A 23104-nucleotide genomic window follows, 5' to 3' on the forward strand; every position below is an offset into this window, starting at 1 on the left:
GTAATGACACGGCTGGGGCCGGTTCCTACGGGGACCAGCCCCAGCTTTTTCTGCATACGTTCGTCATTGCATGCTTGACCGCGCTCGAGGCTCCAGTGGTGCGCGTCCCCCGTTCCTGTAGAGATCATTTGCCCCGGCTCGACGGAAGAGCGGCACGCGACCCGTCTCAACAGGGCCAGATGAGTGACGCTAGACCCACCGCCCCAGGGACAGCCTGCCCTTCGTGCTGCACAACCAACTCCGTTGAGGAGCTATTCGGGGCGTATCTGCACGCCCGCTCCCGCCTGGGTGAATGCGGCGGCGAAGAAATCGAGCGAGCGTGAGACTTCGGGCAGGGCCGGTGTTCGGTTCAGGTGCCCGTGCAGCATCCCTTCCGCGAGCCGGGTTTCTACCGGCACGCCCGCCTCGGCTAGTTGCAGTGCGAACAGTTCGCCCGAGGGCCTGAAGTCGTCGTATTCGCTGATCAGGATGCGCGTGGCGGGGAAGCCGTGCACGTTTGCGTGCCCGGGGACCACCTCGTGCGGCAGGTCAGAGATTCGGCCGGCGTAGTTGGCGAACATCGCGCGTATCGCCGACGCACCGGCCCGAAGAACGGGCGGCAGCCCGGCCATCACCGAGTGCACGTCGTCATCTACGGCGGGAAGCGGAAAATGCAGGGCCGGATAGGCGAGGAGCATCAGCGCTGGTAGCGGGCGGTCGGCGGCGCCCAACCTGACAACGGTCGCGGCGGCCAGGTTGGCCCCTGCGCTACCGCCACCGATCGCGAGCCGTCGGGCATCCGCCCCCAGCGCGTCTGAATTGGCGACGAGCCACTGCCATGCGGCCTCGACGTCGTCGAGCGGAACCGGGTAGCGCACACCGTCGGTGGCGAGCCGGTAGCCGACGGCCACGACGAGCGCGCCCGAGCGGGCGGCGATCTCGGCGCTCGTGACGTGCGACTCGTTCATGTCGAGATCCCCGCCGGCGAAACCGCCGCCGTGCATCCAGAGCAACGCCGCAACCGGGCCGTGGGCGTTGGTCGCGCGGTAGATGCGCACCGGGATCGGATCGTGCGGCCCGGGCACCACATCGTCGCTAATGACGACCGCCCCGGGTAGTTCGTAGGCGGTGGGGTCGGTGAAGTACTCGGCATAGATCCGGGCGTTGTCGGGGTTGGTGCGGTCGGGATCCCAGCCGGGGTCGGTCGGGATCCGGCGCGTTCGACCGAGAAGGTACGGGTCGAGGGGCACGCTCACACCACCAGCTTTCGACGCAATTCGCTCAACTCGTCATACGAGAATCCGTGTGCAGCCAGATAGGCCGCGACCGTGCCGTGGTCGTGGCGAATGCCCGCCAGCACGTCTTCGATGAGCTCGGCAGGCGAGGCGAGCAGTTCGTCGAGGGTGTCTTCGGCGATTGTGGCCCCTCCGTGTAGGCCGAGGAGCCCCGACACCTCGGAGCGGAACTCCGCCCCGAGCCGCTCGACCGACTCGGCGTAGGTGCGGACGATTTGGTCGTCACGCACGCCGATCGCGGCCAGCAGCAGCGCGACGAAAACGCCGGTGCGGTCTTTGCCCGCTGTGCAGTGCGCGAGGACGGCGCCCTCCGCCGAGGTGATCGCGCGCAGTCCGGCCACGATCTCAGCCCCCCGCGTCAGCGCGATCTCCCGGTAAACTTCGCGCAACGCCGGACCGCCGGACGCGCCAGCCACGGCACCCAGCACGATTCCCGCTTCGGGGTCCGAGGGTTCGTGTAGCGGAAGAGACACGACCCGCACGCCCGGGAACTGGTCAGGCTCTTTCTCTGTCTCCGTCGTACCGCGCAGGTCGAGGATCGTGCTGACGCCGAGCCCGGCAAGCTGCTGGCGGCCCGCCTGGGTGATGGCGTGCAGGCCGGCGCTGCGGAAGACGAGACCGTCGCGTACTAATCGTCCGTCGAGCGTTTGCAGCCCTCCGATTCCGCGCGCGTTGCGCACCCCTGAAATGTCGATACCGACGTGGTCACCACCGGGTGTCGTTGATGCTGGCGCGGTCACCGCGCCGGTTCGCACGACCTCGCGGTACCAGTCGAACGAGGCCTTCGGTGTGCGCACGAGCGTGTCGGGATCGACGTGGATAAGCCCGAAACGCTGCGTGAACCCGGCCATGTACTGCAGATTGTCGTGGCTCGACCACGCGTGATAACCCCGCACCCGTGCGCCGTCGGCGATCGCGTCGGCGACCTCCTGGATGGCCCAGGCAAGATACTCGATGCGCAGTTCGTCATGGATGACACCGCTCGCGTAAGGCACGTCCGGGTAGCCGATCCCGTTCTCGGTGATCGTCACGTCGGGATGTTCGGGGTAGGTGGCAGCTAGCCAGTCGAGCGCACCGCGCAGCCCGCCGGGAGTGAGCTGTCTGTGGGCGCCGCCCCACGGCAGGCCCGGGGCGGGCACGATGGCGAAGCCGAGGCCGGCGGTGACCGGCGCGAAGCCCAGGAACATCGATGCGCGAGGTGGAAGCTCGGCGAGGTGCACCGCTGCCCGCTCGGCCGAGGCCACGGTGTACGTCGAATACCAGTTCACCCCGAGGACGTCCATCGGCTGCGCAATCGTCTCGAGGTCGCCGTCGCGCACCGTGTCGCCGAGTACTGCGGCAAGTTCGGGCAGGTGCCCGCGTCCCAGCATCGGGTCGAGGAAGAGCCGGCCGTCGAAGTACTCCGCGCGTTCGGCCGCCGCGATGTCGTCGGGGTGCGTGGTCGCCGGCACGACCCCGTTCATGCTGAGGATGGTGCCGATCTGCCCAGACACGCCCGCGGCGCGGAGCGCGCTGATCGATGTGCCGTGGGCGAGTAGAAGGTAGTGCACTGTCGCCATACCGGCCACACCTTCGCGGCGGGCGGGCGGCAGGAATCCGGCGACGTAGCCGGCCAGCGAGGGATGGGTCGGCTCGTTCATGGTGAACCATTGCGCGACCCGGTCGCCCATGCGCTCTCCTACCACTGCGGCCAGATGACCGAAGTGTTCGGCGAAGTCGCGGGTCATCATGCCGCCGAGGTCTTCCATCCACTGCGGGGTGTCCCAGTGGTAGAGATTCAATGCGGGAGCGATGCCGCGTTCGAGTAGGCCGTCGACGAGCCGTTCGTAGTAGTCGAGCCCGGCCTGGTTCACGGTGCCGGTCGCATCGGTCACGATCCGCGGCCATGCCACGGAGAAGCGGTGGGCACCGGCTCCGAGGTCTTTTAGAAGGGCTAGGTCCTCGTCGAGACGGTGGTATTGGTCGATTGCACGATCGCCGCTCGTGCCGTCGGGAGTGCGCAGCGTGGAGTGCATCGCGGTGTCCCATACCGACGGCACCTTGCCGTCGACGTCCCATGCCCCTTCGACCTGGTACGCGGATGTTCCGGTGCCCCAGACGAAGCCTTCGGGAAACGTGTTCGTCATTGGTTCTCTTTCAGCCGGGGAAGTCGTGGCGCTGCGTCGAGCAGCTGCCGGGTGTATGGGTGTCGGGGGTTGGAGATGACCTGTTCGGTGTCGCCGCTCTCGACGATGCGCCCCTCGGAGAGCACCGAGACGGAGTCGGCGATCATGCGCACCACAGCAAGATCGTGGGAGATGACGAGGAGGCTGAGCCCTGTCTCCTCGCGCAAGTCGGCGAGCAGATTGAGCACGCGGGCCTGCACGGAGACGTCGAGCGAGGAGACCGGTTCGTCGCAGAGCAGTAGCGTCGGACGGGCGACGAGCGCGCGGGCGATCGCGACCCGCTGGGCCTGGCCGCCGGACAGGGTTGCGGGGCGCGCGTCCCCGAATCTGTGGGGATCGAGGCCGACGCGGGCGAGCAGCTCGCGGGCGGTGTCGCGGCGCTGCCGTCGCGTGCCTTCCCCGCGGATTGCGAGCGGTTCAGCGACGATGTCGAGGGTCGACCGGTGCGGATTGAGCGACGAGATCGGGTCTTGGAACACCATCTGTACCGGATGGTCTGCCTCGCCCCCTGCTATTTCGATGGATCCGGAGCGCGGCTTCTGGAGGCCGAGGATCGCCCGGGCGAAGGTCGATTTACCGGACCCTGATTCTCCGACTAGACCGACGCTTCCGCCGGCCGGCACGCTCAGGCTCACGCCATCGAGGACGACCCGTTCGCCGTAGCCGACTACGAGGTTGTCGACCGTGAGCACGTCAGGTGTGGTCATGAGAGTGCTCCGTCTGCCGAGGTGCGAAGACGCCGGAGACGGGGGCCGTCGAGACGCGGGATGCTGTCGAGAAGAGCGCGGGTGTAGTGGTGCGCGGGGGATGCGATTACCTCGGCGGTGATCCCCTCCTCGACAATGCGACCGGCCCGCATCACGACGATCTCGTCGCAGCGCTCGGCAGCGACACCGAGATCGTGGGTGACGAGCATCATGCTCGAGCCAGTTCGAGAGCGTGTGTCATCCATCAGATCGAGCACTCTTTTCTGCACGGTGACGTCGAGAGCCGTCGTCGGTTCGTCTCCGATGAGTAGGGCCGGCTCGGTGAGCGAGGCTGCGCCGATTCCGATACGTTGGCGCTGCCCGCCGGACAGCTCGTGGGGGTAGCGCCGCGACTCGGATTCGGGGTTGCGGAACCCGACGCTGCGCATCAGCTCGATGCCGCGACGTGTGCGTTCCCGGCGGCCCGCGGTGCCCGTAAAGGTCAGCGTCTCCGTGAGCTGATTACCCACCCTGATCGTAGGGTTGAGCGATCGCAGCGGGTCTTGGTGGATCATGCCGACGCTGGTGGCGAGGGCCCTACGGCGCTCGCGTCCGCGAAGGGAGAGCATGTCGTGCCCGTCGAGTCGCACGCTTCCGGTCACGCGCATGGTTACTCCGGGCGGGTGCACGCCGAGGATCGAGCGGATGAGCATCGATTTGCCCGCGCCGGATTCGCCGACGATTCCGAGGGAGCGCCCGCGCGCGAGGGAGAACGACACGCCATCGACGACTGTGCGTTCGGTGCCGCGGCTCAGCACGGTGGCGGTGAGGTCGCGCACCTCGAGGATCGGTTGGGAGTTCATCGTTTTGCCTCTCTGAGGTGCTCGCCGAGCACGTTGATCGACAGGATGGTGGCGCAGAGCAGCAAGGCGGGCAGCAGGGTGACCCACGGGGCGAGGGCGAGCTGGGTGCGGCCCTCGGCGATGAGCCCACCCCAGGAGGGCTCTGGCGGTCGCAGTCCGAATCCGAGGAAGCTGAGAGCACCCTCGGCGACGATCGCGGTGGCCAGTGTGGTCAGCACGAACGGCATCATGACGGGCAGCCCGCCCGGCAACACTTCGCGGGTGAGAATGCGCCAGCCGCTCGCGCCGAGCGTGCGGGCGACGATGACGTGGTTTTCAGTGGCGATGGAGAGTGTCGCGCTGCGGCTGAGTCGGGCGAAGACGGGGATGGCGAAGGCGGCGATGGTAAGGGAGATGGTCGGCAGGCTGGGGCCTGCGAGAGTGACGATCGTGGCCACGATGATCAGCGACGGCAGGGCGATCGTGACATCGGTCAGGAGCCCCGTGATGGCATCCGCGATGCCACGGCGTAGGCCCGCCCAGACGCCGAGCAGGATGCCGACTCCCCCGCCGACTATCACTGTCACGAGTGCGACCACGGCGCTGGCGCCCGCCCCGTGCAGGGATCGTGAGAACACGTCGCGGCCGAGGTTGTCGGTACCGAACGCACCCGAGAAGACATCCGGGCCGCGGCCCTCGATCTGTTCGAAAGCCGCGGCTTTGACAACACGACCATCGACGACATCGCGGCTGCGGCGTCGGTCGGGCGACGCACGTTCTTTCGCTATTTCTCGTGCAAAGAGGCCGTCCTGTTCAGCGGCGGAGTTTTCCACGACGTAGCCGACGACCTCGATCAGGCGCTGACCTCCGGCCTCGCCCCCGTGCGCGCCCTCATCTGGGCGATAGAAAAAGATGCCTACGGCGCCGAAGACCCGGATGACATCACGATCCGCCGCCGACGCATTCGAGTAGCTCTATTAGAAAAGCCCAGCGTGGCCGCCTACTACAGGGGAGAGGTCGCCCGGATGGCTCAAGTAGTGACAGCCGTGATCTACCAGCACCCGGAGCATGCCACTGTTCGGTTCTTGCCCGAACTGGTAGGTGGACTGCTTCACACCATGACCCTCGAGCACCTAGAAAGCGGCGAAACACACCACTTCTCCGTCGACGCCGACGCTTGGCGAACCGCCCTCCGCGCGCTTGAGCGCGGCTTCGACACCTAGGAGCGTTCCCCCAGCGATCTTGCCCTCAAGTGATTGGGCGAATGACATCCTCACTCGATTGCTACGGCACCGCATTGTCTCTATGACGCCGGCTGCCAAGCCATGTGACGAACCCTTGCTTGTTATGTTCCCGAACAGTCGGCTGCACCCCGAAGACGCCTGTGGGTTACCGGCCGGCTTGGATCTGCGCTCGGACAGCCCCGACACGGAGAAAGTCAAGTTTCTGCGCGTCGGGACTTCTCTCGGTTGCGGAATAGACGACGAGTTTGATGTCCGAGTCGGGGACGGTGACGACGTCACAGTCGAGGGTGATGTCTCCGACGACGGGGCTGTGCACGGTTTTCACCATTGATTGATGAGCGGCCGCGCGCCCTTCATCCCAGAGAACTGCGAAGCGAGGACTTTGCCCTCTGACCTGGGCGACGAAGGCTTGGAAGCGCATGTCGCCGCTGAGGGCTACTGCAGTTCGGCGGAGGTCCGCAACGAGGGCACGTTCGAAGGCATCGGGGCCGCCGTGAGCAGTGGCGATGTCGACGATGCTGTTCTCCACGAACGTCTGCACGATGAGATTCTGGGAGGGATCGCTCAGTACGGACGGGGCACCAAAAAGGGCCCGCCAGAGCGGGGTCGAGTGCAATAACGTCCAATCAGCGGCGAATACCGCGAGAGGAAGGTCGGACATCCTCACCAGCATTCGGTGCACGCCCGGAGGGATGTGGTGGGAGACGGCCCCTGCTCCGGGTGGTGCCAAACCTGCGGCACGGTAGAAGACATCAGTCTCCGTGCGGTCGAGTTGAAGTGCTCTAGCGAGGGCTGTCACAATCTGGGCTGATGGTGTGCGGGAGCGCCCCTGTTCAAGTCGCATTACGTAGTCGACGCTGACACCGGCGAGCTGGGCAAGCTCTTCCCGACGCAGCCCCGCTGTCCGTCGCCGCCCGTAGGACTCCAACCCGACGTCCTTGGGAAGCAATCGTCCCCGCCAAGCGCGCAACAGGCCAGCGAGAGTATCGGCGTCGGCTGGCAAGGCCCTATTCTGCGCCACCCGGTGATTTTCAGCATAGGAACACCTTTCCCACGCTGGCCGCCAGACCGACTTGCTCCTGCGGTTGGGTAGCACAATCCTTCTCTGGCTAGCCCCTTTGTCGACGCGCAGGCTGAGACCCACAACCGACAAAGAAGGAACACAAGAATGACTGCCACACCGAACGGATACGTCACCGTCATCTGGGAAACCAAAGCGAAGCCCGGGAAGGAAGCCGACCTCAAGGCGTTCATCACCGCCGCCGTCACCCCGTCCCGGAATGACGCCGGAAACATCGACTACGAAGCGCACGAGGTCGACGGTCGGCCAGGCGCGTTCGTGATCTACGAGCGGTGGGAGACCCGGGAGCACCTTGATGCGCACCTGAGCGCGCCTCGGATGCAGGACCTCGTCCCGCAGATGCTTGAGCTCATCGAGGGATCTATCGAAGACGGCATCACGCTTCTTCGTCCCTTCCGCCCCACGCACTGAGACTAGAACTAGGAACAAGTTATGACCATCACCCTCATCACCGGCGGCAACAAAGGCGTTGGCTACGAAACTGCACGCCGCCTCATCGCGGAAGGGCAAACCGTGTGGATCGGCGCCCGCGACATGGAACGTGGCCGCCAGGCTGCCGAGACGCTGGGCGCCTCGTTCGTGCAGCTCGACGTGACTGACGACTCCTCTGTCGGCGCGGCAGTCGACACGATTCGGGCTCAGGCCGGCCACCTCGACATCCTCATCAACAACGCCGGAATCCTCGGCAACGTCACGGCTCCCGAAGACATGACTGTCGACCAGCTCCGCGCGGTCTATGAGACGAACGTGTTCGGCGTCGTCCGTGTCACCAACGCTTTTCTACCCGTCCTCCGACAAGCGGCGACGCCGTCGGTCATCAACGTCACCAGCGGACTGGGATCTTTCACGTTGATCCACGACCCCGAGCGTGTCGAGTCCCAGTACGCGCTCGCTGCGTATGGATCGTCGAAGACGGCCGTGACGATGCTGACGATGCAGTACGCCAAGGCCACGCCGGATGTGCGCTTCAACGCCGTCGACCCCGGCCAGACCGCAACCGAGTTCACCGGCCACCTTGGGCACAGTGTCGAAGACGGTGCAGCAGCAGCCGTCCACATTGCAACCCTCGGCCCTGACACTCCGACCGGAACGGTGACCGATAGCGACGGAGCGCTGCCCTGGTAACGACGCGATCGCGTATCTAGTTCTGAGTACCCGCCTCGGGCGGTGAGCCCCCCGCCAGTGATGCGGGTGTCCGGTCACGTGTCATTACGGCCGAGATCGGACACCCGGACGACGGATATGAATCGTCGGCGCTCGACGCTGTCCTTCGTGAATGGTCAACTCTTCGGGATTTCTTGCGTAACTACCAAAGGCTCGGGCACGTGATCATGAGTCGCGGGACGTTGTTCAGGAGCTATGCGTTCCATTCGGCAAACTCGCAGAAATATAACGGTTCGATAACTAGCGCTCCGTTACCTTCCCGTTATATATTTCAAGAGCAGAAGTTGTTTGCTGTGGCAGCTGATGCGGAATGTGATTGCAGGACACTCTTGGTGCAAGGGAGAGGGTCGGTTTCTAGCCTCTGAAACCGACCCTCAATCCTGTTTAACGGGTCATTTCTGAACATGACGCCTTGTCACCCCCATTGCGCGCCTGTCGGTGCGGATGCATAGAGTTGCTGTTGTGAGTGAAAAATCGCTAGCCGTCGACGCGTGGGAATCCCTGTTCCGCGCTCAAGTGACCGTCCTCCGCCAACTCAACGCCGAGTTTCCCACCGCCGAACTCTCGTTCAACGAGTACGACGTACTGTTCAACCTCTCGCGCCAGCCGCAGCGCGCCCTGCGCATCCGTGACCTCAACCGCCACCTGCTGCTCACACAGCCGAGCGTCAGCCGACTCGTCGACAGGCTCGTACAGCGCCAGCTGGTGACCAAGGAGAGCGATCCGGGCGACGGCCGCGGCACGATCGTGCGCATCACCGAGACCGGCTACACGCTGTTCCGCCGCGTCGCCGTCGTGCACGCCGAGTCCATCCGCAACCGCGTCGGTGGAATCCTGAACGCCGACGAGCTGCGCCAGCTCACCGCGCTCACCGAGAAGTTGCGGCTCGGGGCACGGTGACCGACCAGCGTCCGTCTATTGTCTGGCTGCGCGACGACCTGCGCCTCGCCGACAACCCCGCCCTCACCGCCGCCGTCACCCGCGATGCGCCCATGGTGGTCGTCTACCTGCTCGATGAGGAGAGCCGCGGCATCCGACCTCTCGGTGGTGCCTCGAAATGGTGGCTGCACCACAGCCTCGACTCCCTGGGCGCCGACATCGCGGCCCGCGGCGGCACGCTCGTGCTGCGCCGGGGAGCCGCGGAGGTCGAGATCCCCAAGCTGGTGAGCGAGACGGATGCCGGAGCGGTTTTCTGGAACCGCCGTTACGGCCGGTCCCGCGACATCGACGCCGCGCTCAAGACGAGCCTGCGCGACGACGGCCGCGAGGTCGAGAGCTTCCGCGCCAACCTGCTCTTCGAGCCGTGGACGATCACGACGCAGGAGGGCAATCCCTACCGCGTCTACACGCAGTTCTGGAAGTCCTGCCTCGAGCAGGGCGTCGCGAGGGATCCGCTCGACGCGCCCACGAGCATCCGCGGTTTCGAGGCCGCGAGCGACGACCTCGACGACTGGGCCCTGCTGCCCACCCGTCCCGACTGGGCCGGCGGGCTGCGCGAGCACTGCGCACCCGGCGAAAACAACGCGCACGAGCGGCTCGAGGGCTTCGCCGAGGACGTTCTCGAGAGCTACCACCGCCGCGACGAACCCGGCGTCGAAGCGACCAGCGGCCTCAGCCCGCACCTGCGGTTCGGCGAGATCAGCCCGCTGCAGATCTGGCACCGGCTGCACGCCGCACTGCCGCGCGAGGCGCAGGCCAATGCGGCGAAGTTCCTGGGCGAGGTGGGCTGGCGGGAGTTCAACTACAACATCCTCTTCAACTTCCCCGAACTGCACGAGCGCAACTACCGCTCGGCGTTCGACGCCTTCCCGTGGGCCGACACCCCCGAGTGGGAGATCGACGCCTGGCGTCAGGGCAAGACCGGTGTGCCGCTCGTCGACGCCGGCATGCGCGAGCTGTGGCACACGGGCACCATGCACAACCGCGTGCGCATGGTCACCGCCAGCTTCCTGATCAAGAACCTGCTCGTCGACTGGCGCGTCGGCGAGGCCTGGTTCTGGGACACGCTCGTCGACGCCGACGAAGCGAACAATCCGGCGAACTGGCAGTGGGTCGCGGGCAGCGGTGCGGATGCCGCGCCCTACTTCCGCGTGTTCAATCCGGTTCTGCAGGCCCAGAAGTTCGATAAGGGCGGACGCTACATCCGGCGTTGGGTGCCCGAGCTCGAGGCCGGCGAGTACCCGCTCGAGCCCATCGTCGACCTCGCCCAGTCCCGCCGCGACGCCCTGAAGGCCTACGACACGATGAAGGCCACGTCGGGCTAGACGGTTGCGGCGGCTCCTCCGCGCGACCCAGAATGCAGGAACCAACTACGAGGAGGTTTGTGCCATGCCCACCCAACTCAACCCGTACCTGAGTTTCCGCGACAACGCGCGCGAGGCCATGGAGTTCTACAAGTCGGTCTTCGGTGGCGAACTCACCGTCAGCACCTTCGGTGAATTCGGCATGGACGAGGACCCCAGCGAGAAAGACAAAGTCATGCACTCCCAGCTGGAGAGCCCGAACGGGCTCGTGCTGATGGGCGCCGACACTCCGAACTCGATGGACTACACGGTGGGCACGAGCATCTCGGTGTCGCTCAGCGGCGACGACGACGCCGAGCTGCACGGCTACTGGGACAAGCTGATCGAGGGCGGCGATGTGCAGCAGCCGCTCGAGAAGGCCCCGTGGGGCGACAGTTTCGGCATGTGTGCCGACAGGTTCGGCGTGAACTGGATGGTGAACATCGCCGGAGCGGGCGCCTGACTAGAGGGCCAGCAGCACGCGCTCCGTCGGGGAGCCCTGCGGCGCGGGGATGTCGATGCGGGACGACCCCGCGGCGAGCGTCACGACGTTCACGCCCGCGAATTTCGGGTGTTCGGCGACGGTCGCCTTGCCGAGCAGACCGAGGGCGATGATCGTGCGCGAACGGGAGACGACCGGAGCGCCGCCACGCACGATCCACTCACGCCGGCCGATGATGTGCAGTTCGGTATCGCTGATACCGACCGCGCAACCGTGCAGCGTCGGCCGAGCCACCAGGTCGAGGAGGCGTGCCGCCGTGGTCCTGCTCGCGATAGCCTCACGCCCGCGGGCCGCAACGAGCCGCACGTCGGGCTCGCGACGCACGAGGTCGCGGAAGGAGGTGACGATGAGAGCGTCTTTTTTGCCCAGATCGTCGAGGCCGAGCGTGGGCAACGCGGCGAGCGCGGCACGGCCCCGGGTCGGTGCCGCGCGGTGTGCCAGCTCGCGCAGCTGGTCGACCAGCGCCGTCACCGAGTCGTTCGACGAACCGTTGTAGGCAACGCTCACGACGTCGCCGGCAAGCGTCTGGATGACGAGCCGCGCGTCGAGCAGGTTGACCCAGTCGGTGATGGCCGCGACCTGGTCGTGCGGCACCGACACCTCGGTGTACCGGTCGTCAGCACGGCTCAGGACGGTGAGCGCCCGCTCGGTCACGATCACCAGATGGTCGAACAGGTCCATCGCGGGCGTCGCATCACGGCGGGCGATATCGCGCGGAAATTTCAGCACCGTGCGGGTGTCGGCAAAGTCGATCGGGTAGTCGCGGTACAGCCGCGGCACTTCCTCGGGCGAGGTCACTTCGTCTATCCACGGCCCGAACGCGTCGTACTCGGCACTCATTGATCTCCAGCTTTGCGTGCGTTGGGCACTATGCCACTCTATGGGTCATGACTTCGATGCCCGGCGCCTCCGCCCTGCACCACCGCCTGCGCAGAATGACCGGGCGCGACCCGGGGCAGGCGCACCGGGCCGCAACCCCGCTCGAGTTGCTGTTCGACCTCACCTTCGCCGTGGCCTTCGGCCAGGCCGCCGACCAACTCGCGCACTACGTGGCGGAAGGCCACTCCGGCCCGGCGCTCGCTGCCTTCGCCTTCTCGATGCTCGTCGTGGTGTGGGCGTGGATCAACTTCAGCTGGTTCGCCTCGGCCTACGACACCGACGACTGGCTGTTCAGGGTGCTCACCATGGTGCAGATGATCGGGGTGCTCGTGCTGACGCTCGGCATTCCGACCCTGTTCGTTTCACTCGACGAGGGAGCCCCGTTCGACAACGGGATCATGGTGGCGGGGTACGTCGTGATGCGCGTCGCACTCGTGCTGCAGTGGATCCGAGCCGCCGCCCAAGATCCGGCGCGACGCCAGACCAACCTCACCTACGCGGCGATGATTTTCGCCGCGCAGGTGGCATGGGTCGTGCTGTTTTTCACCCGCACGTCCGCGCCGTGGGTGTGGGTCCCCGTCCTCGTCGCTGCGATCACCCTCGACATTCTCGGGCCGATCATCGGCGAGCGGCGACGCGGCGGCACCCCGTGGAACCCCCGTCACATCGCCGAACGTTACGGCCTGCTCGTGATCATCGCGCTCGGGGAGAGCATCTTCGGCACCGTCGCGTCCGTGTCGGCGATAGTCCAGGTCGACGGATGGAGCCAGGAAGCCGTCATGATCGTCGTGGCGGGCGTGGGACTCACCTTCGGAATGTGGTGGACGTACTACATCATGCCGTCGGCCGAAATCCTTACCCTGCGTCGGTCGGTCGCCACCGCGTGGAGCTACTCACACCTCGTGTTGTACACCGCTATCGCTGCCACGGGTGCGGGCCTTCATATCGCCGCGTACGTGATCGAAGACCACGCCGAGATCGACGAGCTCGGCGCCCTGTACTGGGTCGCTGTTCCCGTGCTCGTGTACATGCTCGCGTTCTTCGTCCTGTACTCATTTCTCGTCCGGGCGATCGACGCGTTCCACTACTCCCTGGTCGCCGGGGTGCTCGCCACCCTCGCGGCATCCGTCATCCTCGTCGCGAACGGCGCCTCGATGGGTATCGGACTGATCGTCGTGATGGCCGCACCGATCGTCGTCGTCGTCGGCTACGAGGCGATCGGCTACCGGCACGAGGCGGATGTTCTCGCGCGACTGGCCGAATCACGTCGTTGAACTATTCGGTTCAGTGACGTACACTGAACTACATGGTTCAGCAAGACATTCTCGATCGCACCTTCGCCGCTCTCGCCGACTCGACCAGGCGCGGCATCCTCGCCCGGCTGGGCGACGGACCGGCCACGATCGGCGAGCTCGCCGAACCGACGGGCATGACGCTGACCGGTCTCAAAAAGCACGTGCAGGTGCTCGAGGATGCCGGACTCGTCACCACCGCCAAAGTCGGCCGGTCTCGGGAGTGCCGGCTGGGCACCGAACGGCTGGACGACCTCATGGAATGGATCACTCTCTACCAGCGCCTCTGGGAGCGTCGACTCGACGGGCTCGAGGCCTACTTCACCCTCAACCCAGAAAGCACACCACAGAAAGGCAAGAACGATGACGAATGAAACCGACACCATCAGCCTCACGATGAGCCGCCAGCTTCCGGCGAAGCCCGAGCAGGTGTTCGACGCCTACACCGACGCCGAGAAGCAGAAGATCTGGTTCAGCATCCTCGACGAGGAGCCGGGAATCGTGGAGATCGACGTCGATCTCCGGGTCGGCGGACAGCAGACCGCCGTGTGGGGACCGAACCGCGACGAGCTGTTCACCGAGACCCAGGTCTTCCGCGAGATCGACCGCCCGCACCGCCTGGTCACCACCTCCACCGGCAGCACCCCCGACGGCCAGACCATGACCACCGATGTCGTGGTCACCTTCGAAGCGAACGACGGCGGCACCCTGATGACCGCGATCCAGACCGGATTCCCCGACCTGCAGACGCGCGACTTCTTCAACCAGTACGCCTGGGTGGGCGCGTTCGACCGCATCGAGGCCTACCTGAGTCGTTGACTCGGGCGTCGCGCCCTCCCGAGAATGGTCTCGGTCACCGACGACACGGAGGGCGCGACATGGGCAAGCTCATCTACACCGGCATCACCTCTCTCGACGGCTACATCGCCGACGAGGCGGGCAACTTCGACTGGAGCGTTCCCGACGAAGAGGTGCACGCCTTCGTCAACGACCTCGAGCGTCCGATCGGCACCCACCTCTACGGGCGGCGCCTCTACGAGGTGATGCGGGTGTGGCAGACGATGCCGGTCGAGGGATCCCCCGCGGAGATAGCCGACTACGCGCAGATCTGGCGGGCGGCAGACAAGATCGTGTACTCGAACTCCCTCGCCGAGGTGAGCACGCCGAAGACCCGCCTCGAGCGCGGCTTCGACCCCGCCGACATCCGGGCTCTGAAGCAATCCGAAGAACGCGACCTCTCTATCGGCGGCCCCGGCCTCGCGGCGTCCGCGATCGAGGCCGGGCTCGTCGACGAGTTCGCGGTGTTCGTGAGCCCGGTGGTCGTCGGCGGTGGCACCCGGTACCTGCCCGACCGGGCGAAGCTCGGACTCGAGCTCGTCGACGAGCGCCGGTTCGGCAACGGGGTGGTCTACCTGAGCTACCGCGCGCTCTCCGCCTAGGGGCGTTCTGCAGTACTTTCGTTCTATGGCGACCCGCTCCGTTCCCGTCGATCCGGCGAGACGGGCCGTCATCAGGCAGGGGCTCTCGGTCGCCATCGCGACCGGCCTGTACGGCATCAGTTTCGGAGCGTTGGCCGTGGCGAGCGGACTGACGATCTGGCAGACGAGCGTCACCTCGCTCCTGCTGTTCAGCGGCGGCTCGCAGTTCGCACTCATCGGGGTGCTCGGCGGAGGCGGCGGGGTCGGCGCCGCTATCGCCGCGTCGTCGCTGCTCGGCGTGCGCAACACCCTCTACGGCCTCCAGCTCACGCCGACGATGGCGCCGCGCGGCCTGTGGCGGATCCCTGTCGCCCAACTAACCATCGACGAATCGACGGCCGTTTCGATCGCCCAGGACACGCTGCCCAACCGGCGCCTAGGCTTCTGGGTCACCGGCATCGGCATCTACGCGGGATGGAACGTAATGACCCTGGTCGGCGCGCTCGTCGGCGACGCGATCGGGGACCCGAAGCAGTATGGGTTGGATGCCGCGGCTTCTGCCGCCTTCATCGCGTTGCTCTGGCCGCGCCTGAAATCCCGCCAGCCCGTCGCGGTGGCGATCGCCGCGGCCGTGGTCGCCGCCGTGCTGGTGCCCGTGGTCCCCGTCGGCATCCCGGTGATCGCGGCCGCGGCCGTCGCGGTAGTGGTCGGGTTGTTCACCCGGCGTCGCACGCCGGACCCGCATACCGATGGAGCGGCACTGTGACCGTCTGGATCGCCATCATCGGCGCCTCGCTCATCGCTTTCGCCCTCAAGTTCGCCGGGTACACGGTGCCACCGAGCTTTCTCGAGAAGCCCCGCGTCTCGCGGGTCACCGCCCTGCTGCCCGCCGCACTCCTCGCCGCCCTCGTGGTGATGCAGACGTTCACGACCGGCGAAGCCTTGGTGCTCGACGCCCGGGCCGCCGGCCTGATCGCGGCGATCGTCGCCCTGCTGTTGCGCGCCCCGTTCATCGTGGTGGTCATTGCGGCGGCGGCCACCGCGGCGCTACTGCGGGCGTTTTTGGGCTGGGCTTAGGCTCGGGGCATGATCATCGAACACCGCGGCAGGCGGCCCGTCGTGCACGAGTCGGCGTACGTCTCCCCCGCCGCGGTACTCAGCGGCGACGTGTCGGTCGGAGCCGGTTCCCGCGTGCTGCACGGCGCGGTGCTCACCGCCGAAGACGGACCGGTGCGCATCGGCGAGAACGTGGTCGTGATGGAGAACGCCGTGGTGCGCGGCCGCGCCGGCCATCCCACGACCATCGGCGACGCCGTGATGGTCGGGCCGCACGCCCACGTCAACGGATCGACCGTGGGGGACAACTGTTTCGTGGCGACGGGCGCCTCTCTCTTTCCCGGCTCGACGCTCGAAGCCGGTGCGGAGGTGCGCATCAACGGCGTCGTGCAGGTGAACACGCGCCTCTCCGTCGGCGCAGTCGTGCCCATCGGGTGGGTCGCCGTCGGTGATCCCGCCCAGCTGTTCCCGCCCGACCGCCACGACGAAATCTGGGCGGTGCAGCGCGCGCTCGGCTTCGCGGTGACCGTCTACGGGGTGGGCGCCGACGCGACCATGGACGACATCATGCGCGGGCAGTCGCGGTTCTACGGCGCCCACCGTGACGACACCGTCGTAGACGGTTAGTCGACGGTGCGGTCCCGCCGCTCACCGATCTCGGCTTCGAGACGGTCGATGCGGGCCTGCTTTTCGTGAAACTCGATTTCGGCCTCGAGGTCGGCGAGTTCCTGCTCGGTCGTTCTGAACTCGCGCTCGGTGGGCTTCGGTTCGTGCCGGCGGGGATCGCCGAAACTGACGTACTCGCGCTGCGGCGTGTAGTCGTGGCCGGCGACGAACCAGACGATGCTGCCGATCAGAGGCAGGAAGACGACCAGGAGGATCCAGACCATCTTGGGCAGATGTTTCACCTCGCCCTCTGGTCGGGTGATGATGTCGACGAGCGCGCCGACGACCAGCGCGAGGACCAGAAGAGGAAGTACCAAGGACATGAGGCATAGTCTAATCAGCGGGTGACCGCCGAGCATAGATAACATTGCACGGTGAGCGGCGAAGACATCCTCGGCCTGGTTCTGGAGACCCTGATCCTGCTCGGCTTGGTGTCCGCCGCCGTGTGTCTCGTGATCTGGCTGTTGATGCGTGCCGCCAGCAGTGCGATGCTCGAAACCACCGCGATCATCCTCCCGGCCGACGAACTGGCCAGCGCGCGCTGGATGGCCGACGACGGACGCCTCTACTCGCGCGAACTCGCCCACCACGAGCACGACGAGGTGGGCACGCTCGAGAGCGTGACGGTCTACTACAGCCGACGCTCGCCCGAGACGATCAGGTTTGCCCGGCACAGCGAAGCGGAACGGGCGGTTTTCGTGCTGTTCGCCATCACCGCCGGCATCGGCATAGCGAGCTTCGTGGCATCCATGATCCTGCTGGTCGTCGAGGGCTGATCCGCTCGTCTCAGCTCTCGACAGTGACGAGCAGTACGGGCGCGGAATGCTCGCCCCACGTCCCGGTGAGCACCGCGCCGTCGCCCACGGCACCCGGTTCGGGATAGCGGATCACGGTCACGCTCTCGCGGCCTCCAGCACCGGTGCCACTGCCCTGCACGCGCGCCGTCGGTTCGCGGGTGACCATCTCGCCGTCGATCTCGACCTTCAGCTCGGCCTCGTGGCCGCCGGTGCGGACCGCGTGCGTCACCGCCGCGAGGTAGACCGGGTCGCCGAGACCGTCGTAGACCCAGCGCGACCCGAGCACCGAGTGCTGCATCGTCCCGATGAGCCACTGCTCCGCCCCTTCGAGTGGCGCGCCGCGATAGGTGACCGGCACCTGCATCACGGCGCCATCCGGACCGGCGGCCAGGATCGTCTCGATGCCCACCTCGCCGTCGGGGTCGTCGAACCGGTAGGCCGCGACAGGGGTCAACTCGGAGCCGGCGGCCCCGAGAAACCAGGGCTGGCCGGGCAGCCAGTCGCGTACCAGTTCCAGCTTGGACGGGGTGAGGGTCGCCTGATGAAGGAGTGCCATGCACTCACCATAGGCCGCGCGAAACGCCGTTCCCAGTCAGCCGACAGCGAAGAGGCCGTCGAGCTGGTGGTCGATCAGTGCGATGGCTGCCTCGGCTGTGATCTGCCCGAGCAACATCTGGCCCTGGAGCCCCTCGGCGGAGGCGACGAGCACGGCCGCATCGAGGTCGGGGCGCGGCAGGTCGGAGATCTCGCCGGCCGCATGGGCGCCGACCAGCAACTGTTCGACGAGGTCCTTCACGCCGTCTCCCCCGCCGGAAGCGAGCTCCCGCATCTCGGCATCGGTGAGGAACCGCACGAAGTAGACGGCGTACATCAGGTGGAGCGCACGCCGCTCGTCGTCGAGAGGCAGCAGCTCGAGTAAAACGGCCCGAACGGTCTCGCGCAGGGACAGGTCGGACCCGAGCGCCTCGACGCGTTCGCGCGCGCGGAGCTGTGCATCCTCGTTCAGCAGTTGCAGCGAGCCGAGGAGCAGCCCGTGCCGGGTACCGAAGTAGTGCTGCAGCAGGCGGGCCGAGACTCCCGCTTCTTGGGCGACCTGGCGGAGAGTCACGTCCTCGAGCCCGCCCCGTGCGGCCAGCCGCCAGACCGCCTCGGCAATCTGGCGCCGGCGCTGCCGGTGAGTCACCTCGCGCGGCAGCCGCGCCTCTTCGTTCGCCATTCTCAGCCCCGTGTTCCGGCTGTCAGCAGAGGCCGGATCGGAACGAGATCAACTTCTATCAACGATGCCTTTGGAATTGCGGGCGGCCAGAAGAACGCCCAGACAGACCAGAAGTATATAAGCGCCCAATTGCACGGCGAAGCCGCCGGGCACCCACGACAACAGCCCGGTATCGGCGTGGTCGGCGACCAGTCGGATGGCGCCCTGGGCCGAAACGACGAGTAGTGCGATCCCGAGGATCAAGAGAAAAACGCGCACCCTGTACTCCCTTCTCGATTGTGGTGCAATTGCACCACATTTGATGGTGCGACTGTACCATTAAGACTGCTATTCCAGAACGGTCAGCCCGCCGTCCGCGTCGAGCGCGAGCGTCGTCGTCACGTCGAGCCGTCCGAGGAAGGCATCGTCGTGGCTCACCACCAGAACGGCCCCGCGGTACACGCGCAGCGCGTCCACGAGCTGGTCGACGCTCTGCAGGTCGAGGTTGTTGGTCGGTTCGTCGAGCACGAGCAGTTGTGGCGGCGGGTCGGCGAGCAGCAGACGGGCGAGCGAGACGCGAAAACGTTCACCGCCCGAGAGCGTTCCGACGGCCCGTTCGACCGTCGCCCCGCGCAGCAGGAACCGGGCCAGCCGATTGCGCACCTCCGCGGGCGGTACCGACGGTGCCGCGGCGAGCACGGTACCGAGGATTGTCGCCCGGTCGTCGAGGCCGTCGAGGCGCTGCGGCAGGTAGCCGACCCGCCCGGTGTGCAGCGCTCCCCCAGCCCGTCCCGCCTGAGTGGCGCGACGGTAGACCAGCGTCTCTAGCAGCGTCGTCTTGCCCACCCCGTTCGGACCCACGAGGGCGATGCGTTCCGGACCCTGCACCACGAACGCCCCTCCCGTTCCGCGCAGTTCGGCGATGCGTCGCCCGTTCGGCACATCAGGGTCGGGCAGATCCACCCTGATGCGCGCGTCGTCGCGCACGCGCGCATCCGCGGCATCGAGCGCGGCTTGGGCCGATCGCACCCGGTCGTCGGCCTGGGTGCGCAGCTTTCCGGCCGAGACCTGGGCGTTCGACGCCTTCTGGTTCATCACGATTTTGGCGGCGGTGCGGTTCTCCCTCGCCGTCTGCGCGGTTCGTGCCCGGTGCGCGAGCTTCGTCTGAGCCTCGACGCGCTGACGCTTCTCGGTTTTCACCACCTGCTGCGCGGTGCGCGCGTGCTGGATGGCGGCGGCCTGCTGCACGTCGAGCCGTTCGCGCCACTCGCTGTACGCGCCGCCGAAGACGGTGAGCCGTCGCGAGTGCAGTTCGGCCGTGTCATCCATCAGATCGAGCAGGGCGGTGTCGTGACTGACGACCAGGAGGGTTCCCGGCCAGGAGCGCACGAGGTCGTACAGCTTCGCGCGGGCGTCGCGGTCGAGATTGTTGGTCGGTTCGTCGAGCAGCGCGATCGGTGCCCGCCGCAACCGCAGGCCGGCGATCGCCGCCAGAACGGCCTCGCCGCCGGAGATGTCGCCGACGGGCCGCGAGAGGTCGGCCGAACTCAGGCCGATGCCCCGCAGGGCCTCGTCGGCGCGGGTCTCGACGTCCCAGTCGTCACCGAGCGTGTCGAAGTGCGCGGTGGCGACGTCGCCGGCCTCGATCGCCCGCAAGGCGGCCACCTTCGGCGCGATTCCGAGCAGATCGGCGACGGTGGCACCGACGGCGAGGGTGAGCGTTTGCGGCAGGTAGTCGACGTCGCCGGTCACAACGACCTGGCCGGTCGTCGGCTGCATCACGCCGGCCACGAGCCGCAGCAGCGTGGACTTGCCCGAGCCGTTGGCGCCGACGAGTCCGGTGCGGCCTGCGCCGAGGCTGGCGTTGATTCCGCTCAGCGCGGTGGACCCGTCAGGCCAGTCGAGGCCGACGTCGGTCAGGGTGATAGAAGAGTTTCTTGGCGTAGACATGCGTCTCCGGAGTTGTCAGATGGAGCACTGACATCGGAGCCGCGATCGGCGATACGAGTCAGCGCGCGGACTGCGCGAAACCGTTGACGATCTTCACCGGAGAAACCTAACGCTGGACGACAAGAACCAACAGAGTCTCGCAGACGTTCGGCCTCTGGTCTAGTGGCCGGCTGGTTCAAGGGACTTGACGGCCGGAGCCGACGAAGCGTAAACCCGGAGCATGTCTCAGTCACCCACGCGCTCGCCGGCCTCGACCTACCCCTCGATCCCCGACGCGATCGCCGGAACCGTCGACGACGAGAGCGACTCCGCCGAACTGAGACGCATCCTCTTCTCGGGCACCGTGTGGTTCGCGGCCGCGGTCATCTCCGCCGGCATACCGCTCTCGGGGCTGCTCGCCGCCGGCTGGCGTCCCGCCGACCTTCCGCTTCCCGCCGACCTCGTCTGGTGGGGCGGCGCGGCGATCGCTCTCATCGGAGTCGCCGGTCTCGGGTGGGCGGGATGCCCCGTGCTCGCCTGGGACGCGGCGACCGCGCTCAAACAGAAGAGACTGTGCATCCGCGGCGGGATGGTCCTGTTCTTGCTCGGCACCGTGGCCGCCTCGGTGGCCGTGCTCGCGGTGCCCGCCTAGCGCCAGCTGGCGGCAGCATCCGGCCGGGTGGGTGATGATGGAAGCACCCATGAATATCGCACGCCCGTCAGATTCCCCCGAGGTGAGCGAGATCGCCGCCGTCGTCCTCGTCGCCATGCCCGACGAGGAGGCCCCGTTCCTCGATCGCGCCACGACCGTCGGCGACCCGGTCACCGTCGGCCTGGCGGTCCACCGCTACGTCGAGATCGCGGGACGCACCGTGCTGCTCGTGCGCACGGGCATCGGCCTCGTCAACGCGGCCGGCGGCGCCACCTCTGCCATCCTCGAGTCCGCGCCAGCTCACGGTGAGACCGGCGCGCTCGTGATCAGCGCCGGAACGGCCGGCGGTGTCGGCGAGTGGGTTCGAGTCGGCGACGTGGTGATCGGCACCGACTACATCAACATCGACGCGGACGCCCGGGCTTTCGGCTACGTCCTCGGCCAGGTACCGCGGATGCCCGCGTCGTACACCGCCAGCAGCGCCGCCATCGAGGCGTTTGCGCGAAGCGGCCACCTCGACGACCTCTCGCCATCCGGTGTGCACTTCGGACTCATCGCCTCGAGCTACTCGTTCGTCACGCCCGAGCGCGCTGTGTCGATCCGGGCCGCGCTGCCCGGAACGCTCGCCACCGACATGGAATCGGTCGCGATCGCCCAGACCTCGTACGTACACGGGCGCGAGTTCGTTTCGGTGCGCGCCGTGTCCGACCTGTGCGGACCGGTCGCGCACACCGACTTTCTCACCGATGTGGATGACGCGGCGGAACGCTCTGCGAACGCGGTCGTCGCCCTGCTGAGCCAACTGCCCCGCTGAACGAACTCTCAGGCTGAGCCCGAGAGCGCTGGCTAAAATTCGTTTCGCCACGATTCTTGGAGGATCCCATGAAGTGTCCGAACGATTCAGCCACGCTCGTCATGAGCGAACGCAGCGGCGTCGAAATCGACTACTGCCCCGAATGCCGGGGCGTGTGGCTCGACCGCGGTGAGCTCGACAAGATCATCGACCGCGCGGAGAGCGAGTTCACCAAGTCCGCCCCGGTCGCACCGACCGTGGCCCCGCGCGCGCCGCAGTACGGCGACCGCGACCGCGATCGCTACAACGACCGCGAGCGCGGCTACGACAACGGCTACCGTCCGAAGAAGAAAGAGAACTGGCTTGGCGAGCTCTTCGGCTAGGCAGCGCTAGTCGCCACCCACTCCTCGTACGTGGTCTGGAAGACCGTCGCGTCGGCGCCGGGCACGAGCGTTCGCTCGTCGAGCACGGCGCCGAAGTAGGGCGCGCCGGGGTCGACGACGACCTCGCGGGTGTCCCCGCGAAGAGCGAGACCCGTGCGGACCAGTTCGTCGAGGCCGAACTGCGTCGGTCCGGCGATCTCGAGCGTGCCGTTCAGCGGTGCGCCGACGGCGGTGCGGGCGACCGCGGTCGCCACGTCGTCCGCGGCGATCGGCTGGATGCGGGCGTGCGAGAGACGAACGATGTCGCCGTCGGTCGCTTCCTCGGCGATACTCATCACGAACTCGAAGAACTGGGTGGCGTGAACGATCGAGTACGGCAGGCCGGACTGCTTGATCAGGTTCTCCTGCGCGACCTTGGCGCGGAAGTAGGCGCTCTCGGGCAGCCGGTCGGTGCCGACGACCGACAGCGCGACGTGGTGAGTCACGCCGGCGGCCTTCTCGGCGGCGAGCAGATTGGTCGTCGAGGTGGTGAAGAAGTCCATAACTGCCCGCTCCTCGAACGACGGCGAGTTGGAGACGTCGATGACGACCTGGGCACCGGTGAGCACGTCGGCGAGACCCTCGCCGGTGAGGGTGTTCACGCCGGAGTTCGGCGAAGCCGAAACCGCTGCGTGGCCGTGCTCCGTGAGCTTGGCGATGGTTTTCGAACCGACAAGTCCTGTGCCGCCGATAACTACGATCTTCATGATTGGCCTTCCGCTGATGTACCGAGCGGGGCCGCCCGGGTTCACCAGCTAAGACAGG

Annotated in this window: 30 protein-coding genes; 17 read left to right on the forward strand and 13 right to left on the reverse strand. The window is 66.9% G+C overall.

The window, feature by feature from the left end; all coding sequences use genetic code 11:
• Nucleotides 1–251: 251 nt before the first annotated feature.
• Genes IEV96_RS10790 through IEV96_RS16695 form a run of 5 tightly spaced genes read right to left on the reverse strand, consistent with a single transcriptional unit; the run spans nt 252 to nt 5800 of the window.
• Entirely contained in the window at nt 252–1235 is a 984-nt protein-coding gene (locus IEV96_RS10790; protein WP_229733242.1) for an alpha/beta hydrolase, read from the reverse strand.
• A complete protein-coding gene (locus IEV96_RS10795) occupies nt 1232–3400 on the reverse strand; it encodes a family 1 glycosylhydrolase (protein ID WP_188510602.1) in 2169 nt (722 codons plus the stop codon). Before IEV96_RS10795 ends, IEV96_RS10790 begins: the two co-directional genes overlap by 4 nt.
• A complete protein-coding gene (locus IEV96_RS10800) occupies nt 3397–4146 on the reverse strand; it encodes an ABC transporter ATP-binding protein (RefSeq protein ID WP_188510603.1) in 750 nt (249 codons plus the stop codon). Before IEV96_RS10800 ends, IEV96_RS10795 begins: the two co-directional genes overlap by 4 nt.
• Entirely contained in the window at nt 4143–4988 is an 846-nt protein-coding gene (locus tag IEV96_RS10805) for an ABC transporter ATP-binding protein (RefSeq protein ID WP_188510604.1), read from the reverse strand. Before IEV96_RS10805 ends, IEV96_RS10800 begins: the two co-directional genes overlap by 4 nt.
• The gene (locus tag IEV96_RS16695; protein WP_229733244.1) at nt 4985–5800 is read right to left on the reverse strand and encodes an ABC transporter permease; all 816 of its coding nucleotides are present in this window, start codon (nt 5798–5800) and stop codon (nt 4985–4987) included. Before IEV96_RS16695 ends, IEV96_RS10805 begins: the two co-directional genes overlap by 4 nt.
• Here IEV96_RS16695 and IEV96_RS10815 point away from each other — a divergent pair.
• Nucleotides 5702–6190: a TetR family transcriptional regulator gene (locus IEV96_RS10815; protein ID WP_229733400.1), complete on the forward strand. Its 489-nt coding sequence runs from the start codon at nt 5702–5704 to the stop codon at nt 6188–6190. The two genes, IEV96_RS16695 and IEV96_RS10815, sit on opposite strands and share 99 nt — an antisense overlap.
• A gap of 166 nt (nt 6191–6356) precedes the next feature.
• Here IEV96_RS10815 and IEV96_RS10820 read toward each other — a convergent pair whose 3' ends face one another.
• The gene (locus IEV96_RS10820; RefSeq protein WP_308419480.1) at nt 6357–7355 is read right to left on the reverse strand and encodes a helix-turn-helix transcriptional regulator; all 999 of its coding nucleotides are present in this window, start codon (nt 7353–7355) and stop codon (nt 6357–6359) included.
• A gap of 24 nt (nt 7356–7379) precedes the next feature.
• Between IEV96_RS10820 and IEV96_RS10825 the strand changes: the two genes are divergently transcribed.
• The 5 genes from IEV96_RS10825 (at nt 7380) to IEV96_RS10845 (ending at nt 11201) form a co-directional block, all read left to right on the forward strand.
• A complete protein-coding gene (locus tag IEV96_RS10825) occupies nt 7380–7703 on the forward strand; it encodes a putative quinol monooxygenase (protein ID WP_188510607.1) in 324 nt (107 codons plus the stop codon).
• A gap of 21 nt (nt 7704–7724) precedes the next feature.
• Nucleotides 7725–8417 (forward strand): SDR family NAD(P)-dependent oxidoreductase, encoded by a 693-nt coding sequence (locus tag IEV96_RS10830; protein WP_188510608.1) that lies wholly within the window; start codon nt 7725–7727, stop codon nt 8415–8417.
• Between the two features lie 501 nt (nt 8418–8918).
• The gene (locus tag IEV96_RS10835; RefSeq protein WP_229733246.1) at nt 8919–9356 is read left to right on the forward strand and encodes a MarR family winged helix-turn-helix transcriptional regulator; all 438 of its coding nucleotides are present in this window, start codon (nt 8919–8921) and stop codon (nt 9354–9356) included.
• A complete protein-coding gene (locus IEV96_RS10840) occupies nt 9353–10720 on the forward strand; it encodes a cryptochrome/photolyase family protein (protein WP_188510610.1) in 1368 nt (455 codons plus the stop codon). The genes IEV96_RS10835 and IEV96_RS10840 overlap by 4 nt, the downstream gene beginning before the upstream one ends.
• Before the next feature lie 64 nt (nt 10721–10784).
• Nucleotides 10785–11201, forward strand: a complete 417-nt coding sequence (locus IEV96_RS10845; protein ID WP_188510611.1) for a VOC family protein — start codon at nt 10785–10787, stop codon at nt 11199–11201.
• On the opposite strand, the gene IEV96_RS10850 is transcribed toward IEV96_RS10845, so the two are convergent.
• Nucleotides 11202–12080, reverse strand: a complete 879-nt coding sequence (locus IEV96_RS10850; RefSeq protein WP_188510612.1) for a hypothetical protein — start codon at nt 12078–12080, stop codon at nt 11202–11204. It lies immediately after the preceding gene.
• 47 nt (nt 12081–12127) lie between these two features.
• On the opposite strand from IEV96_RS10850, the gene IEV96_RS10855 reads away from it, so the two are divergent.
• The 7 genes from IEV96_RS10855 to IEV96_RS10885 are packed head-to-tail and all read left to right on the forward strand — an operon-like array spanning nt 12128 to nt 16512.
• Complete coding sequence (locus IEV96_RS10855; protein WP_229733248.1) at nt 12128–13393, forward strand: low temperature requirement protein A; 1266 nt, start codon at nt 12128–12130, stop codon at nt 13391–13393.
• A 32-nt stretch (nt 13394–13425) separates the two neighbouring features.
• Entirely contained in the window at nt 13426–13785 is a 360-nt protein-coding gene (locus IEV96_RS10860) for an ArsR/SmtB family transcription factor (RefSeq protein ID WP_188510613.1), read from the forward strand.
• Nucleotides 13775–14230: an SRPBCC family protein gene (locus IEV96_RS10865; protein ID WP_188510614.1), complete on the forward strand. Its 456-nt coding sequence runs from the start codon at nt 13775–13777 to the stop codon at nt 14228–14230. Before IEV96_RS10860 ends, IEV96_RS10865 begins: the two co-directional genes overlap by 11 nt.
• Nucleotides 14231–14289: 59 nt before the next feature.
• Complete coding sequence (locus IEV96_RS10870) at nt 14290–14850, forward strand: dihydrofolate reductase family protein (RefSeq protein WP_188510615.1); 561 nt, start codon at nt 14290–14292, stop codon at nt 14848–14850.
• 25 nt (nt 14851–14875) lie between these two features.
• Entirely contained in the window at nt 14876–15595 is a 720-nt protein-coding gene (locus IEV96_RS10875) for an AzlC family ABC transporter permease (RefSeq protein ID WP_188510616.1), read from the forward strand.
• On the forward strand, nt 15592–15906 hold the full coding sequence (locus IEV96_RS10880; RefSeq protein WP_188510617.1) for an AzlD domain-containing protein: 315 nt from the start codon (nt 15592–15594) through the stop codon (nt 15904–15906). Before IEV96_RS10875 ends, IEV96_RS10880 begins: the two co-directional genes overlap by 4 nt.
• A 9-nt stretch (nt 15907–15915) precedes the next feature.
• The gene (locus IEV96_RS10885; protein WP_188510618.1) at nt 15916–16512 is read left to right on the forward strand and encodes a gamma carbonic anhydrase family protein; all 597 of its coding nucleotides are present in this window, start codon (nt 15916–15918) and stop codon (nt 16510–16512) included.
• On the opposite strand, the gene IEV96_RS10890 is transcribed toward IEV96_RS10885, so the two are convergent.
• Entirely contained in the window at nt 16509–16874 is a 366-nt protein-coding gene (locus IEV96_RS10890) for a PLD nuclease N-terminal domain-containing protein (protein WP_188510619.1), read from the reverse strand. The genes IEV96_RS10885 and IEV96_RS10890 overlap by 4 nt on opposite strands.
• Before the next feature lie 51 nt (nt 16875–16925).
• On the opposite strand from IEV96_RS10890, the gene IEV96_RS10895 reads away from it, so the two are divergent.
• Nucleotides 16926–17327: a hypothetical protein gene (locus IEV96_RS10895; RefSeq protein ID WP_188510620.1), complete on the forward strand. Its 402-nt coding sequence runs from the start codon at nt 16926–16928 to the stop codon at nt 17325–17327.
• A gap of 10 nt (nt 17328–17337) precedes the next feature.
• On the opposite strand, the gene IEV96_RS10900 is transcribed toward IEV96_RS10895, so the two are convergent.
• The 4 genes from IEV96_RS10900 to IEV96_RS10915 all read right to left on the reverse strand — a co-directional run bounded on the left by IEV96_RS10900 (nt 17338) and on the right by IEV96_RS10915 (nt 20493).
• Nucleotides 17338–17904, reverse strand: coding sequence for a CG0192-related protein (locus IEV96_RS10900; protein ID WP_188510621.1), 567 nt, complete (start codon nt 17902–17904; stop codon nt 17338–17340).
• A 36-nt stretch (nt 17905–17940) separates the two neighbouring features.
• Nucleotides 17941–18564 carry a TetR/AcrR family transcriptional regulator gene (locus IEV96_RS10905; protein WP_229733250.1) on the reverse strand — a complete coding sequence of 208 codons (624 nt, stop codon included), beginning with the start codon at nt 18562–18564 and terminating at the stop codon, nt 17941–17943.
• Nucleotides 18565–18612: 48 nt separating this feature from the next.
• Nucleotides 18613–18822 carry a hypothetical protein gene (locus IEV96_RS10910; protein WP_188510622.1) on the reverse strand — a complete coding sequence of 70 codons (210 nt, stop codon included), beginning with the start codon at nt 18820–18822 and terminating at the stop codon, nt 18613–18615.
• Between the two features lie 69 nt (nt 18823–18891).
• The gene (locus IEV96_RS10915; protein WP_188510623.1) at nt 18892–20493 is read right to left on the reverse strand and encodes an ABC-F family ATP-binding cassette domain-containing protein; all 1602 of its coding nucleotides are present in this window, start codon (nt 20491–20493) and stop codon (nt 18892–18894) included.
• Nucleotides 20494–20713: 220 nt separating this feature from the next.
• On the opposite strand from IEV96_RS10915, the gene IEV96_RS10920 reads away from it, so the two are divergent.
• The 3 genes from IEV96_RS10920 to IEV96_RS10930 all read left to right on the forward strand — a co-directional run bounded on the left by IEV96_RS10920 (nt 20714) and on the right by IEV96_RS10930 (nt 22300).
• Nucleotides 20714–21124 (forward strand): hypothetical protein, encoded by a 411-nt coding sequence (locus IEV96_RS10920; protein WP_188510624.1) that lies wholly within the window; start codon nt 20714–20716, stop codon nt 21122–21124.
• Nucleotides 21125–21173: 49 nt separating this feature from the next.
• A complete protein-coding gene (mtnN, locus tag IEV96_RS10925; protein ID WP_229733252.1) occupies nt 21174–21938 on the forward strand; it encodes a 5'-methylthioadenosine/S-adenosylhomocysteine nucleosidase in 765 nt (254 codons plus the stop codon).
• A 68-nt stretch (nt 21939–22006) separates the two neighbouring features.
• On the forward strand, nt 22007–22300 hold the full coding sequence (locus IEV96_RS10930; protein ID WP_188510625.1) for a TFIIB-type zinc ribbon-containing protein: 294 nt from the start codon (nt 22007–22009) through the stop codon (nt 22298–22300).
• On the opposite strand, the gene IEV96_RS10935 is transcribed toward IEV96_RS10930, so the two are convergent.
• Entirely contained in the window at nt 22297–23046 is a 750-nt protein-coding gene (locus IEV96_RS10935) for an SDR family oxidoreductase (RefSeq protein ID WP_188510626.1), read from the reverse strand. The genes IEV96_RS10930 and IEV96_RS10935 overlap by 4 nt on opposite strands.
• Nucleotides 23047–23104 lie beyond the last annotated feature (58 nt).

It is taken from the genome of Conyzicola nivalis (genome assembly GCF_014639655.1).
Taxonomy (GTDB): Bacteria; Actinomycetota; Actinomycetes; order Actinomycetales; family Microbacteriaceae; genus Conyzicola; species Conyzicola nivalis.